The organism is Bacteroides sp. OF03-11BH, from assembly GCF_003604005.1.
GTDB lineage: Bacteria > Bacteroidota > Bacteroidia > Bacteroidales > Bacteroidaceae > Bacteroides > Bacteroides ovatus.
This window is the reverse complement of the sequence record NZ_QTMW01000009.1, coordinates 160,571-175,453: the sequence shown is the minus strand read 5'-3', so window position 1 is coordinate 175,453 and position 14,883 is coordinate 160,571. Positions and strand designations below refer to the sequence as shown.

General features: G+C 41.6%; 13 protein-coding genes. 10 read left to right on the top strand and 3 right to left on the bottom strand.

Going from position 1 to position 14,883, the window contains the following annotated elements; all coding sequences use genetic code 11:
* Position 1: 1 nt before the first annotated feature.
* Both DXA54_RS09365 and DXA54_RS09360 read right to left on the bottom strand, forming a co-directional pair.
* A complete protein-coding gene (locus DXA54_RS09365) occupies positions 2-1,558 on the bottom strand; it encodes a sensor histidine kinase (RefSeq protein WP_004306607.1) in 1,557 nt (518 codons plus the stop codon).
* Positions 1,559-1,877: 319 nt separating this feature from the next.
* Positions 1,878-4,034, bottom strand: coding sequence for an elongation factor G (locus tag DXA54_RS09360; RefSeq protein ID WP_004306606.1), 2,157 nt, complete (start codon positions 4,032-4,034; stop codon positions 1,878-1,880).
* 431 nt (positions 4,035-4,465) lie between these two features.
* Here DXA54_RS09360 and hemW point away from each other — a divergent pair, with 431 nt between their 5' ends.
* The 10 genes from hemW to DXA54_RS09305 all read left to right on the top strand — a co-directional run bounded on the left by hemW (position 4,466) and on the right by DXA54_RS09305 (position 13,613).
* Complete coding sequence (gene hemW / locus DXA54_RS09355; RefSeq protein ID WP_008650132.1) at positions 4,466-5,596, top strand: radical SAM family heme chaperone HemW; 1,131 nt, start codon at positions 4,466-4,468, stop codon at positions 5,594-5,596.
* A 19-nt stretch (positions 5,597-5,615) separates the two neighbouring features.
* Positions 5,616-6,170: an RNA polymerase sigma-70 factor gene (locus tag DXA54_RS09350; protein WP_008650130.1), complete on the top strand. Its 555-nt coding sequence runs from the start codon at positions 5,616-5,618 to the stop codon at positions 6,168-6,170.
* Between the two features lie 87 nt (positions 6,171-6,257).
* On the top strand, positions 6,258-6,692 hold the full coding sequence (locus DXA54_RS09345; RefSeq protein ID WP_004299320.1) for a hypothetical protein: 435 nt from the start codon (positions 6,258-6,260) through the stop codon (positions 6,690-6,692).
* 27 nt (positions 6,693-6,719) lie between these two features.
* Positions 6,720-7,598, top strand: coding sequence for a FecR family protein (locus DXA54_RS09340; RefSeq protein ID WP_120079301.1), 879 nt, complete (start codon positions 6,720-6,722; stop codon positions 7,596-7,598).
* Between the two features lies 1 nt (position 7,599).
* Entirely contained in the window at positions 7,600-10,296 is a 2,697-nt protein-coding gene (locus DXA54_RS09335; RefSeq protein ID WP_120079299.1) for a TonB-dependent receptor, read from the top strand.
* A gap of 7 nt (positions 10,297-10,303) precedes the next feature.
* On the top strand, positions 10,304-11,302 hold the full coding sequence (locus tag DXA54_RS09330; RefSeq protein WP_032844020.1) for a DUF4249 domain-containing protein: 999 nt from the start codon (positions 10,304-10,306) through the stop codon (positions 11,300-11,302).
* Positions 11,299-12,069, top strand: a complete 771-nt coding sequence (locus DXA54_RS09325; protein WP_008025024.1) for a hypothetical protein — start codon at positions 11,299-11,301, stop codon at positions 12,067-12,069. Before DXA54_RS09330 ends, DXA54_RS09325 begins: the two co-directional genes overlap by 4 nt.
* A 2-nt stretch (positions 12,070-12,071) precedes the next feature.
* Positions 12,072-12,359, top strand: coding sequence for a LysO family transporter (locus DXA54_RS09320; protein WP_120079297.1), 288 nt, complete (start codon positions 12,072-12,074; stop codon positions 12,357-12,359).
* Complete coding sequence (locus DXA54_RS09315; RefSeq protein WP_004299314.1) at positions 12,356-12,964, top strand: lysine exporter LysO family protein; 609 nt, start codon at positions 12,356-12,358, stop codon at positions 12,962-12,964. Before DXA54_RS09320 ends, DXA54_RS09315 begins: the two co-directional genes overlap by 4 nt.
* Before the next feature lie 292 nt (positions 12,965-13,256).
* Positions 13,257-13,613, top strand: a complete 357-nt coding sequence (locus DXA54_RS09305) for a hypothetical protein (protein WP_004299310.1) — start codon at positions 13,257-13,259, stop codon at positions 13,611-13,613.
* A gap of 65 nt (positions 13,614-13,678) precedes the next feature.
* Here DXA54_RS09305 and DXA54_RS09300 read toward each other — a convergent pair whose 3' ends face one another.
* Positions 13,679-14,743 carry a DUF2027 domain-containing protein gene (locus DXA54_RS09300; protein WP_120079295.1) on the bottom strand — a complete coding sequence of 355 codons (1,065 nt, stop codon included), beginning with the start codon at positions 14,741-14,743 and terminating at the stop codon, positions 13,679-13,681.
* Between the last annotated feature and the right edge of the window lie 140 nt (positions 14,744-14,883).

Sequence of the window (14,883 nt, the reverse complement as noted above, 5' to 3'; positions counted from 1 at the left end):
ATCAATTATTTTTTAATAAAGGTAATGCAATAATAAATTTAGTTCCCACGTTCAGGTCGCTTTCCGCCCGGATGGTTCCCTTATGATCCAATATAATTTTTCTCACATAAGCCAATCCCAGTCCAAAGCCCTTCACATCGTGCAGATTACCCGTATGTACACGATAGAACTTTTCAAATATCTTTTTCAGGTTCTCCTTTTTGATACCAATACCGTTATCCTGTATCGAAATCATCAGTTTACCCGACTCATTCCACGTTCTCACTTTCAGTTCCAGATCCTCTTCCGGTTTCTTATATTTCACCGCGTTATCCATCAGATTAAAGATTACATTCGTGATATGCATCTCATCTGCAAATATAACAGGATCGGTGGCCTCAAGGTTCGATGTTATCTTACCATTATACCGTTCCACTTTCAGCGCAAAGGTATTGACAACTCCTGAAATTAATTCATTCGCATCAATCTCCTTCATCTTCAAAGTTGCCTTCTGACGTTCGAACATCGACATCTGGAGCACCTTTTCCACCTGGAAGCGCAAGCGCTTGGTTTCATCATTAATCACTCCCGATATATGCTGGAACATCTGCGGAGATTTTCCCACCGCGGGATCTTTCAACATCTGCGCTGCCAATGAAATGGTAGATATCGGTGTTTTAAATTCGTGCGTCATATTATTGATAAAGTCATTCTTCATTTCCGTCAGTTTCTTTTGCCGGAATACGATATAAATCGTAAAGATGAATGTCACTAACAATACCAGCGTAAATATCAACGACGGAATCATGAAACTAATTGAGTCAAAGATATAATCTTTCTTACCAGGAAAGTGCACTTTCAATATGCTCATTTTTGCAGGCGGATCATTCTTGAACAATGCCTGCTGATAAGCGTCCTCACTTCCCTTTGCCTCATAATCCGCACAACGATAGACTTCCCTACCGTCTTTGTCAATCACCGTAAAGTGATAAGGCAAGTCTATACTATTATTATATAAGCTCGATTTCAGATAGTCATCCAGTTCTTTGAACCGTACTCTGTCTCCAATCGATTTGTCACTTCCCCGATAAATCATCTGCCAGGCCACTTCATCGAGTAACGCCCGTTGATACATATACCGATTCTTGATGGCTTCCACTAATGAACGCGAAGTTTCCGGAATAGTCTTTGTTCCCCTGTAAGGAGAAATCATAGCCTTTGGAAGCTCGGAGGGCTTGGTGGTCATCACTTTCAGCTCAAAATCCGAATATACCTTTCCATCCTTAGACTTCACCGTGAACCGTTGCGTTTGCTGAATCAAGTTGTCTTGTTGTATGGAAGCGTTATTCGCAATCAGTGCTTTTCTTTCCGCTTCTGAAATATCTTCGATCAACCAACGTCTGGTCTCTGCATATTCCACATCCTTGGAAACCTGATCCAGGCTATTGCGTACAGCCGAATCAAACTGTTCCTTACGGGTTTTCATCATTTCCTCGATATAACTAACCTGCAAATACAGCAGGCTAAGGAAGGAAAGCCCCATTACAATACCTAATATCCAAATTGTTGACTTCTTCATAGCAACAAAATTAACACTCCCTAATTAACACTCCTAATGCATTAACTTGATTTAACCGGAACTTCCCGGAAATTAACCGTAAGGAGCTATTTAGGTTGTATTCTGATTACTACAACAACAAAACCCCTCCTTTGGTTTGCAAATTTAATAAAAAATTAAATCTTTTCCTTGCGTTTTTCTATCTTTATTAATCATAGTTAAACAAAAACTGTCCCCTTTTACTTAAAAAAGGGAACAGTTTTAACGTTTAAGTTGATAGTTTATAACCAACAGATAGTAAATAGCGAATTTTCAATCAACTATCACATATCATTTATCTTTATTCTTCTACTTGCTTAGCCTCAAAGTCTTTCATCAACTTATCCTGAACATCTGCCGGAACAAGCTCATAACTAGAGAACTTCATAATAAACGAAGCACGTCCGCCGGTGAGTGAGCTAAGAGCTGTAGAGTAGGACGACATTTCTTTCAAAGGAACTTTAGCAACCAGTTTCTCAAAACCTTTTTCGCTACTCATACCCATAATCATGGCACGACGTCCCTGAAGATCTCCCATCACATCTCCCATCCTATCAGACGGAACAAACACTTCCACATCATAAATCGGTTCCAGAATTTTCGGACCGGCGTTCTTGAAGGCTTCACTAAAGGCGTTACGTCCGGCAAGCATAAAGGAGATTTCATTAGAATCTACCGGGTGCATCTTACCATCGTAAACAATGACACGCACGTCACGAGCATACGAACCCGTCAACGGACCTTGCTCCATACGAGACATAATACCTTTCATAATAGCAGGCAGGAAGCGCGCATCGATAGAACCACCGACGATACTGTTGATAAACACCAGTTTACCACCCCATTCCAATGGTATTTCTTCCGTACCTCTCACGGTAATCTTAAATTCCTGTCCATTGAACTTATACGTATCGGGCACAGGCATACCTTCTTTATAAGGTTCTACAATCAGGTGAACTTCACCAAACTGACCGGCACCACCGGATTGTTTCTTATGACGATAATCGGCGCGAGCGGCTTTTGTAATCGTTTCACGATACGGAATCTTCGGTTCTTCGTACTTCACCGGCAGTTTTTCGTTATTTTCCAAACGCCATTTCAATGTACGAAGATGGAATTCTCCCTGTCCGTGTACCAAAGTCTGTTTCAACTCCTTTGACTGTTCGATCACCCAGGTAGGATCTTCCTCACGCATACGGTTCAGAATACTCATCATCTTTTCCACATCCGCTTCATTCACTGGCTTGATAGCACGGGTATATTTAGAATTCGGATATTTGATAAAGTTGAATTTATAGTCGCAATCCTTACCGTTCAGCGTATTACCGGTTTTCACATCTTTCAGTTTCACAGCAGCACCGATATCACCGGCTTGCAGTTCTTCCACCTTGACGCGGTTACCACCGGCTACCACATAAATCTGCGCAATACGTTCTTTCGAACCACGGTCGGCATTCAGCAAATCGTCTCCTTCATGAACTTTACCGCTCATCACTTTGAAATAGGAAACTTCACCGATATGCGGCTCCACGCTGGTCTTGAAGAAATAAAGGGATTCCGGTCCGTTAGTATCCGGAGCCACTTCTTTACCTTCGGTATTCTGTACCTTCGGCATTTCAGAAACAAAAGGAACAACGTTACCCAAGAATTCCATCAAGCGGCGAACGCCCATATCCTTACCTCCACAAACGCAGAATACGGGGAACATACCTCTGGCGATCAATCCCTTACGGATACCTTCGCGCATTTCATCTTCTGTAAGAGAATCTTGTTCGAAGAATTTCTCCATCAGATTTTCATCATTCTCGGCAGCAGCTTCTACCAATGCTTTGTGCATCTCCATAGCCTTATCCATTTCTTCTGCCGGAATATCTTCGATAGTCGGAGCCCCTCCTTCGGGTTTCCACGAATATTTCTTCATCAACAGCACGTCAATCAGTGCATTAAAGCCCGGACCGGTAGCTATTGGATATTGGATAGGAACAACCTTAGAGCCATAAGCTTCTTTCAACTGTTCGAGGATATTATCATAATCGCATTTTTCATTATCAAGCTGGTTGACTAGAAAAATAACAGGTTTATTCAGCTTTTCTGTATAACGGAAGTGATTTTGTGTACCGACTTCGACGCCGTATTGGCCATTAAGAAGAATGATTGCTGTGTCGGTCACATTTAGTGCAGTTACTGTACTGCCTACGAAGTCGTCCGATCCCGGACAGTCAATAATATTAAGTTTTTTGTTATTCCATTCTACATGGAGAACGGTGGAGAAAACGGAGTAACCATACTCTTGTTCAACAGGGAAATAATCGCTAACAGTGTTTTTTGCGGCAACAGATCCGCGACGTTTTATAACACCACTCTCGAAAAGCATCGCTTCCACGAGAGTGGTTTTCCCAGAGCCAGAACTTCCCAACAAGGCAATGTTCTTGATTTCATTAGTCTGATATACTTTCATAATATATAAGATTTTAGTAATTACTCAGTATGTTTCTCACATACCATTAATTTTGTGATGCGCAAATTAGGGATTAATTGGGGGAAAAGCAACACTTATGACGGTGTTACTAAACAATGTTATGTAACACATCTTTAACATAAACATTTTTTGCTTGCTCATAATTTAATTTCTATACGAACCGCCATTCAATAGTATATATGCATATAATATTTAGACTGCACAAACGGATTGTCCAACACCCGGGTCTCAGGCATACCGACACCCGGGTGTTGATAGTGCTGACACCCGGGTGTCAATACCAATGAGACCCGGGTGTCAGACAACTTATCTATGCAACGCCTCATAAGAATGATTTCAGTCAATAAGATTTTTTGTTATATCTGATAATAATCTTACTTTTACAGCCACTAAACTCAAACGGCACAACTATGGCAGGTATCTATCTTCATATTCCTTTTTGTAAAACACGGTGCATCTACTGCGATTTCTACTCGACCACCCGTAGCGAGCTCAAAACCCGTTATGTACGAGCACTTTGCCGGGAGTTAGCCATGCGGAAAGACTACCTGAAAGGAGAAGATATAGAAACCGTTTATTTCGGTGGCGGAACCCCGTCTCAATTGGAAAAAGAAGATTTCGAACAGATATTTGATACGATCCGGACACATTACGGATTAAGCCATTGCCAGGAAATCACATTGGAAGCCAATCCCGACGACCTGACAAGTGAATATCTGAAAATGCTTTCTTCGCTCCCTTTCAATCGTATCAGCATGGGAATACAGACTTTTGACGATCCCACTCTCAAACTATTGAAACGCCGTCACAATGCCCATACAGCTATCGAAGCTGTTCACAGATGTCGGGAAGCCGGTTTTCAAAATATAAGCATCGATCTTATCTACGGATTACCGGGAGAAAACAAGGAACGATGGGAAAACGATCTTCGTCAGGCTATCAGTCTGAACGTGGAACATATTTCCGCTTATCATCTGATTTACGAGGAAGATACACCTATATATAATATGTTAAAACAACATCAGATATCGGAGGTGGACGAAGATTCCAGTTTAGATTTTTTCACGTTACTGATAGAGCATCTGCAGAAAGCGGGATTTGAACATTATGAAATTTCGAATTTCTGCCGTCCGGGCAAGTACTCTCGTCACAACAGTTCCTACTGGAAAGGAATACCTTATCTGGGGTGCGGACCGTCGGCACATTCCTTTGACGGGATGACACGGGAATGGAATGTTTCTTCCATCGATACATATATAAAAGGTATAGAGGAAAACAGCCGTGCTTTCGAAATAGAGTATCTGGATCAGACGACCCGCTACAATGAATTTATTATCACTACCATACGTACTGTATGGGGAACACCTATAGAAAAGCTGAAACAGATGTTCGGCAATGAGATGTGGGAGTATTGCCAGAGAATGGCTGCGCCTTATCTGAAAAATGGGAAACTGGAAGAACACGATGGAGCCTTACGCTTGACTCGTGAAGGTATTTTCATCTCCGACAGTATAATGAGTGATTTACTTTGGGTAGATTAACAAAACAAACAGCAAGCCGATGACCGAATCAGAAGTTAGAAAGTTATTGCGGCAAATGAAAGAACTGGATTCACAAACTGCTTTCCGGGACTTTTACAACATGACTTACGATCGCCTCTTCCGCATAGCCTACTACTATGTGAAGCAGGAAGAATGGTCGCAGGAAATCGTTCTCGACGTATTTCTGAAACTATGGAAACAGCGTAGCAATTTACTTGATGTGAGAAACATTGAAGATTATTGTTTCATTCTCGTCAAGAATGCTTCGCTCAATTATCTGGAAAAAGAATCAAAACACACTTACATTCATCCTGATTCTCTGCCTGAGCCACAGGAACAGAGCTATTCACCGGAAGAATCACTCATCAGTGAAGAATTATTTGCTCTTTACGTAAAGGCACTCGACCGGCTTCCGGAACGTTGCAGGGAAGTATTCATTCGCATCCGCGAAGAAAAACAAAGTTATGCACAAGTAGCGGAAGAATTAGGTATCAGCATGAATACAGTGGATGCACAACTTCAGAAAGCAATCACACGACTCAAAGAAATGATTAGCCGGGCAGAAATAGATTAACAATTATTTAGAAAAAGAGCGTAGGGAGTTTCTGTCACCCTCCGGTCTTTATCAACAAATAAATCAATCACTAAAAAAGACAGAAAAATGAAAAAGCTAAATGACGCAAACATTGGAATCCTTGTTCTTCTATCAACTTGCCTGTGCCTGTTCTCATGCAACAATGACAACGACAATTTGCCCAAAGACTATGCAGGATTCGAACATTCGAAGGAAACAGTAGAATGTGAAGGAAACAAATCAGAGTGTGAATTGGAAATTAAAATTGTGGCGATGGAGAAAGCGAAAGAAGACCGGACGGTAGTACTTGCCGCACCTCCTCCGGTAACAGGGCAAGCAGCAGTCATACAACTGACGGAAAAGAAAGTAATCATCAAAGCGGGTAAGAAGTCGGCTACGACTATCATTAAAATCTATCCCAAACAGATGGTATTGAATAAACAGAATGTCACTTTATCCTGCACTCCCCAATGGAAAGAAGGAGGAATCAGCAAACTGACCATTCTGTTGAAACGAAAATAATGGATCAAGAGTAATACAGAAAAAAATATGAAACACACCGATACGGAATTAGAAGAAATACTGAATCAGCTCATTGCTTCCACGCGTTCACCGCGAGGGCGTTTTTCAGCAGCAGCCAGTTACCCGGAACTAAAAAAAAGACTGAAGTCGCATACCCGGCATCTGACTTTGATACGCACCTTCTCGGCAGCAGCGGCAGTAGCTCTACTTTGCCTATCGGTATGGACAGCTTATTTATATATGCAACCTGCTGCAATACAAACGATTTCCACTCTGGCAGAGACACGTACTGTCCGCCTCCCTGATGGTAGTTCCGTCATGCTCAACCATTATTCTTCGCTTTCTTATCCGGAAAAGTTCCAATCGGACAAACGGGAAGTGGAGCTAAATGGAGAAGCCTATTTTGAAGTAAGCAAGGACCCAAAACATCCGTTTATCGTGCAGACTGAAACGATTGACGTTCAGGTGCTGGGAACCCATTTCAATGTAGATGCATATCATGACAATCTGGATGTAAAGACAACGTTATTGTCCGGCTCGGTAGCAGTCAGCAATAAAAGTAAATCTGTTCGTATGGTTTTGAAGCCTAACGAGATTGCTATATATAATAAGATAGAAGAAAAACTCACCCGCAAGGTTTTAGAGAATGCAGAAGATGAAATTTCCTGGCGACAAGGAGAGTTTATATTCGACGACCTGCCTTTACAGGAGATTGCCCGCGAACTGTCCAACTCATTCGGAGCGACGATCCAAATAGCCGATACAACTTTGCAAAATTACCGGATCACAGCACGATTCCGCGATGGAGAAGATCTGGCAACTATTTTATCTGTATTACATAATGCCGGTTATTTCAACTACTCACAAAACAATAAACAGATTATTATCACTGCTAAACCAGACTAAGATGAATATAATATTCCAAGGTCGCTTCCCTGTCAGAACCATTGTTCTGATAGGGGTGGCACTCCTTATCACTACTCAAATATATGCACAAAATGCGGAAGCCCGGCTTTCGCTGACACTACGAAACGCCACACTAAAAGAATTCGTCAAGCGGATTGAAAACTCAACCGGATATTCTTTTATCTATGGCGAGGAAATTATCATCAAACATAAAATCAATTTGCAGGTAAAGGATAAGCCATTGCGTGAAATACTTGACCTCGTATTCAAGAATGAGCAGATCAGTTATCAGTTCACCGGCCGCCATATTCTACTGCAAAAGAAAAAAGAATCAAAAACCGTAGGCCGTAAGTTCACTATCAGCGGATATGTCACGGATGGAACGTCTTCCGAGACGTTGATTGGAACCAATATCATTGAGAGTCATCAGAATCAAGGAACAACCACCAATCCTTACGGTTTTTACAGCATCACTTTGCCCGAAGGAGAAACCGAACTGCGTTTCTCCTATCTGGGTTATGCCACAGAAGCGCATCATTTTACGCTCTCACAAGATACATTGCTGAATATCCGTATGCAGGGAAACACGCAGTTGCAGGAGGTAGTGATCGTTTCCGATAAAACTGAAACGGGCACCATAGCTACCCAGATGGGCTCTATCGAAATTCCGATGACACAGATTAAAAATACGCCGGGCATACTGGGAGAAGCAGATGTCATGAAAGCCATCCAGCTGATGCCCGGCGTACAGGCAGGAGTAGACGGTTCAGCCGGACTGTATATACGCGGCGGCAGTCCGGACCAGAATCTTATTCTACTGGATGGAACTCCTGTATACAACGTAGACCACATGTTCGGATTCTTTTCGGTTTTTACTCCGGAGGCCGTCAAAAAGGTAACACTATTCAAAAGCTCCTTTCCGGCACGTTTCGGCGGACGTCTTTCTTCCGTCATTGATGTCCGCACCAATGACGGAGACATGCAGAAATACCACGGTACCCTTAGTATCGGATTACTAACCAGCAAAATCAATCTGGAAGGCCCGATTGTGAAAGGAAAAACCTCTTTCAACATTTCCGCCAGACGTTCGTATGTCGATCTCATCGCTAAGCCATTTATGCCTAATGATGAAGAATATGGTTATTACTTTTATGACATCAATGCCAAAATCAATCATAAATTCTCCGACCGGAGCCGTATCTATCTAAGCGTTTACAACGGGAAAGATCATTTTTCCGCCAATTATGATGGGGATACCGACTCCAAAGATGGAAGTACAATGAATTGGGGAAATACCATTGTTTCCGCCAGATGGAACTATATATTCAACAACCGTCTGTTCAGCAACACGACTATCTCTTACAACAACTATTTATTCGACGTCAACTCATACAACAACAATAAATATGCTAACAGTATGGGAGCTTCGATAATCAACCGATATTCAGCCGATTATCGTTCTGGGATCAATGACTGGAGCTATCAGATTGATTTCGATTATAACCCGTCTCCCACACACCACATTAAATTTGGTACAGGATATATCTATCATCGGTTTCGTCCGGAGGTCATGACATCCAAAATCTCCGAGAAAACAGGAGACAAAGTAGATCGCGACACCACTTACCACAGCATCGCCAACAGCCGGATTTACGGGCATGAGCTATCGGCTTATCTGGAAGACAACATCAAGGTGAATGACCGTCTGCGTCTGAATCTCGGATTACACTTCTCCTTGTTTCAGGTACAGAAGCAGAGTTATTCTTCTTTGCAGCCACGAATTTCCGCCCGTTATCAACTAGGAAAAGACGTAACTCTGAAAGCCTCTTATACACAAATGAGCCAATACGTACATCTGTTATCATCCATGCCAATCGCAATGCCTACGGACTTATGGGTTCCCGTGACTAAAAAAATCAAACCGATGCGCTCTCACCAATATTCATTAGGCGGATACTATACGGGAATCGAGGGATGGGAATTCTCGGTAGAAGGCTATTATAAAGATATGTATAATGTATTGGAGTATAAGGAAGGAGTCAGCTTCTTCGGTTCTTCTGCCGGTTGGGAAAATAAAGTGGAAATGGGCAAGGGACGTTCGGCAGGTATTGAGTTTATGGCACAGAAGACACTTGGAAGAACGACGGGATGGCTGTCCTACACTTTGTCCAAAAGTGATCGTCAGTTTGCCAAAGGCGGTATCAACAACGGTGAACGGTTTCCATATAAATATGACCGAAGACACAATATCAACCTGACAATCAACCATAAGTTCAGCGAACGTATCGACATCGGTGCTTCCTGGGTGTTTTATACAGGTGGAACAAGTACAATCCCTGAAGAGAAAACCGCTGTCATCCGTCCTAGCGATGGCACAAACAACGGATTTGGAGGAGGATATGGAGATTATTTTGATTCAGGCATAACTTCACCCACCATCGGAGAAGCTTCGTATGTGGAGCATCGTAATAATTACCGGTTACCAGCCAGTCATCGGTTGAATGTGGGAGTCAATTTCAACAAAAAGACCAAACATGGTATGCGTACCTGGAATATCAGTCTGTATAATGCATATAATGCGATGAATCCTACCTTCGTATATCGCAGCACCAGCAAAAACGATCCCTACAAACCGATTATCAAGAAGTATACTATACTTCCATTAATTCCATCATTCACTTACACTTATAAATTCTAAACCCATTATGAGAACTCGTATATATTATCCATTTATCCTGTTAATAGCATTACTGACAACAGTATCTTGCGAAAACGAACTCCCGTTTAGTGTAAAGGACAATCCCCCCAAACTAGTGATGAACGCACTAATCAACGCAGATAGTCTGACCAATGTTCTTTACCTCAATTTCACGGGAAGAGGATACGCCACTCATGCAGAAAAAGCCACCGTGGAAGTACGTGTTAACGGACAGTTGTCAGAAAGTTTACGTCCGCTCCCACCCCAGGCGGAAGGAGATATGCAATGCCGCTTCAATATTTCCGGCAAGTTCTCTCCCGGAGATGTAGTACGTATCGACGCTCTCACTGACGACGGGCAGTATCACGCATGGGCTGAAGTTACCGTTCCACAGCGTCCCAACGAAATAACTGATATCGATACGGTCACTGTTCCACTGACACAGTATTATTATACACAGAATTATCTTCGATATAAAATCAACATCAAAGATCGCCCCAACGAAAATAATTTCTATCGACTTATCATGGATAAGCAAATGACAGTGAAAGACTATAATAATGAAATAGGCGAATATGTCACTCAAACCACACACCGTTATCATTTTATATCTCGCGAAGATGTTGTGTTGACAGACGGACAGCCTACCAACAGCGATGACGAAGATAATGGCATGTTCGACACTGTAAAGAATATATATGGGGTGTTTGACGACTCACGATTCAAAAATACATCTTATACCATGACAGTTTACAACCAGACAAATGTTGAGGGGCTTTCCAAATATGGAACGAATGTAAAGATGGATATTATTGTGCGTCTGTTAAGCATTACAGAAACCGAATATTACTATCTGAAAGCACTCAACCTGGCAGATTCCGACGCTTATGATGAGACAATAAACGAACCAATCAAATATCCCGGCAATGTGCACGGAGGGGTCGGGATTGTCGGGATCAGTACGGAGACAAGCAAAATCATTCATATAGAAAAGCCATGGATATGAAAACTCATCACCTACTATTTATACTCATCGCATTACCGCTGTTCTGTTCCTGCCGAAGCAGCCGGAGTATGCTAAGGGAGATACAAGCCTTAAAATCCAGCTTGTATTACGAGCTCACTTCTCCTATCTATCAGGAGAAAGCAGATCAAACCGTATATCTGGACTTCATCGACTACTCCAACATGGATTATTACACCAGCGTGAAACGAAAAAAGTCTGCATATATTCCGCTACTGCTATATAACTATGAGGGTGAGCTTTTCCATCTTCGGTTAGGAGAGTCTTCTCTTACCCAACTCTATCGGGAATTTCTGACGGAGGCACTGCTTACCGAATGTAACAGTAGCACCTGCTGTCATCTGATAGATAATCAGAAAGGAAAAATGATTCCCGATTCCGCCTATCGGCTGGAAGTAAAAATCAGAAAGAATGAGACGTGTGCCAGAATCAAACTCAACCAGTCAAGTATCCCTTGGTTTGAGGGAGAAATGTTGGAGGTTGTCAATAACAAAATTCGCCCGGCAGCTTCCAGTCTTGCCATTTCTATCCGCCTCACTCAAAAGGAAGATTGCCTACTTGATAAAACCTACTCTACAGAATATCAGCAAACTACCAAAGCGCAAAGATTCGAAGATTCACCGTCCGCCAATGCCGCTTGCCTGGATGATATGACCGAATGTTTGTCAATGGCTACGAAAGAAATCGTGGAGGAGATTAGTCGGGATATACATTTAATACTATCTTTGCAGCCAAAAAGCAGACACTAACTATGTTTATCATTATTGGAATTATGCTGACAGGCATGCTTCTTGGCTACTTGTTGCGCAGTAAAAGACTATCATGGATACACAGGATAATTACTCTTCTTATATGGATTCTCCTCTTTCTTCTCGGAATAGATGTAGGAGGTAACGAATCTATTATCAAAGGTTTGCATACTCTCGGACTGGAAGCTATTATCATCACGGTAGCTGCCGTTGCAGGAAGTACGTTATGCGCCTGGGGATTATGGCACCTATTATATAAATGGAATGGAGGAAAGGAGACAAAAGCATGAAAGGTAGTTTGATTATCATCTCTTTCTTCATTATCGGTACTCTTTGTGGAGTTTATCATCTTATTCCATACGACTTCACCGACAGCAAGCTCAGTTACTATGCCCTCTGCGGACTCATGTTCTGCGTAGGCATCAGTATCGGCAACGATCCGAATACTTTGAAGAGTTTTCGCTCCCTGAATCCGCGGCTTGTATTCCTTCCCATCATGACGATCATTGGCACATTAGCAGGTTGCGCCGTAGCAGGAGCCTTTATGAGCCAACGAGGTCCTTTAGACTGTATGGCAGTCGGAGCCGGATTTGGCTATTATTCACTTTCCAGCATTTTCATTACCGAATACAAAGGTCCCGAATTGGGAACTATTGCGTTACTTTCCAATATCATGCGTGAAATCATCGCTTTGCTGTGTGCGCCATTATTAGTGAAGTATTTCGGAAAGCTAGCCCCTATTTCTGTTGGTGGAGCCACTACAATGGATACCACTCTTCCTATTATTACCCGATATTCGGGAAAAGAATTTGTAATCATTTCCATTTTCCATGGTTTTGTTGTTGATTTCAGTGTTCCTTTCCTAGTCACGTTCCTTTGCTCAATATCATTTTAATAGGAATAAATCCTAAAAAGCAGATTATTTCCACTATCGTTTTCGCACACGTATTACAAATATGTTTCATAAAGAACCGTTTTTGTATCATAAAGCATATCATCTCTTGACTTACATCAAGAAATGAGGCTAAATAGAATCTTTTCCTTTTCTTTATTTTTATGCTATAAAACATATTCTTATATTTGCATAGGTAAAAAGAAAAAACTAAGCGCTTAGACTAATTTTCAATAGGTATTAGATTTGTTTTTAGGAATAGTTTTTAGGTATAACAATTAAAAAAGTAGGTATTATGAAACGTTTAGGATTAACATTAGTGGCAGCGCTCTGCCTTGCTGCTACAACATTTGCAGCCGGAAATCAACCTACAACTGCAAAATGGGAAGGTAACATCAATGTTAGTAAATTAGGTAAATATTTGAACTTGAATTCAGTTCAGAGTGAAGAGGTTGCAAACATCTGCGATTATTTCTCCGAACAGATGTCAAGAGCCACAACAGCAAAGAAAGATAAAGAAGCTAAATTGCGTAACGCTGTTTATGGTAACTTGAAGCTGATGAGAAAGACTCTTAGTGCTGAACAGTATGCCAAGTATGCCGCATTGATGAACATCACTTTACAGAATAAAGGTATTGAACTGAATAAGTAAAATGAGTAATATGCAAAAGAGAGAGAGGGTGGAAGCCAGTTTGGGCTTCCACTTTTTTTATCCCATTATTTAATAGTCACCATCGTAGCTCCAAATCCATATTCCTGGAAAGAAGCATCCTGATAACGGCAATTACTATATTTCCGTTTCAATTCATCAACGATAGCTTTCCGAAGCACACCATCTCCTTTGCCGTGAATAAAGACAATCTTCTGCTCACGTTTGTTCTTATAGACTTCCATCACTTCGCGAAACTTATCCAATTGATAGTTCAGTATTTCAGCATTACCCATTCCTTGAGTATCATCCAGTAGAGAGTCGATATGAAGATCTATTTCAACAATCTCACTCTTTCCACCATGAGCATGATTCGGTTTCACAATAGGTTGTGATCTGGGCTTATCTACAGATTTCTTCTGCAGCAAAGCCTCTTGAAGTTCTTCTGCCGAAACATATACTTGCTTGGTAGGCATATCATCTTTCACAATGTCATAAATCAACGCCGGTTCTTCGAAGAAATCAGAATTGCTAAATGTATGAAGTTTATAGAACTTCACGGTATCGATCCGTATCTCCACACTAACAGCCGGTTTGATAGCCGCAGGCTTACCGTCCTTGAAAGCTATCAACTGAACAGCCACCCGCTCCATATCATTCAGTACATCCTTGGTGAACTCTTCCAACAGCAATTTTGTATTAGGCTCCACCAAACCGTGCGAACGGTTCTTCCATGCTTTTCCTTCTGCACTCAAATAAGTGTAATACAAATAATAATTGCTATCATTTACCAGATAAGTTTCAAAAGGAGTAGTCATCATCGCTTTTGCATCTTCGGGCACATAAGCCAGAAATACATTCAAAGTATCTCCTCCACGCACCTCCGCCTGACGTTGAATGACAGGCATCTCCGGTTTTACCGGTTTAACAGGTTCTTCCGGTTTCGGCACAGACGAACCGGGTTTACGCCTCATATTATAGTCATCTGTTTCAATCACTACACACTCACGTATCGGCATCGGAATATCAAATCCATCCGCATCTTCCACCAACACAAAATCCTTTCCCTGGAATCCAGTGACGATTCCACCGCCTACCTCACTAAGAAAGCGTACTTTATCTCCTATTTTCATTATTGTATATCCAATTAAAATTCAAACTCAAAAAAACGAGTAACAAAGATAGAGATTTCTATGAAATTAAATGGAGATTCGGTTCTAAAAACAAACCGTCTGCCTTTATTCTTCTTTTTATTGTAACTTTGCATACGAAA

Bases quoted from the DNA above. Each gene is read 5' to 3' on its own strand.
- DXA54_RS09340 (WP_120079301.1), top strand. From the start codon at position 6,720: ATGAAACACACCGATACGGAATTAGAAGAAATACTGAATCAGCTCATT.
- DXA54_RS09345 (WP_004299320.1), top strand. From the start codon at position 6,258: ATGAAAAAGCTAAATGACGCAAACATTGGAATCCTTGTTCTTCTATCA.
- DXA54_RS09365 (WP_004306607.1), bottom strand. From the start codon at position 1,558: ATGAAGAAGTCAACAATTTGGATATTAGGTATTGTAATGGGGCTTTCC.
- DXA54_RS09350 (WP_008650130.1), top strand. From the start codon at position 5,616: ATGACCGAATCAGAAGTTAGAAAGTTATTGCGGCAAATGAAAGAACTG.
- DXA54_RS09300 (WP_120079295.1), bottom strand. From the start codon at position 14,743: ATGAAAATAGGAGATAAAGTACGCTTTCTTAGTGAGGTAGGCGGTGGA.
- DXA54_RS09320 (WP_120079297.1), top strand. From the start codon at position 12,072: ATGTTTATCATTATTGGAATTATGCTGACAGGCATGCTTCTTGGCTAC.
- hemW (WP_008650132.1), top strand. From the start codon at position 4,466: ATGGCAGGTATCTATCTTCATATTCCTTTTTGTAAAACACGGTGCATC.
- DXA54_RS09360 (WP_004306606.1), bottom strand. From the start codon at position 4,034: ATGAAAGTATATCAGACTAATGAAATCAAGAACATTGCCTTGTTGGGA.
- DXA54_RS09330 (WP_032844020.1), top strand. From the start codon at position 10,304: ATGAGAACTCGTATATATTATCCATTTATCCTGTTAATAGCATTACTG.
- DXA54_RS09315 (WP_004299314.1), top strand. From the start codon at position 12,356: ATGAAAGGTAGTTTGATTATCATCTCTTTCTTCATTATCGGTACTCTT.
- DXA54_RS09335 (WP_120079299.1), top strand. From the start codon at position 7,600: ATGAATATAATATTCCAAGGTCGCTTCCCTGTCAGAACCATTGTTCTG.
- DXA54_RS09305 (WP_004299310.1), top strand. From the start codon at position 13,257: ATGAAACGTTTAGGATTAACATTAGTGGCAGCGCTCTGCCTTGCTGCT.
- DXA54_RS09325 (WP_008025024.1), top strand. From the start codon at position 11,299: ATGAAAACTCATCACCTACTATTTATACTCATCGCATTACCGCTGTTC.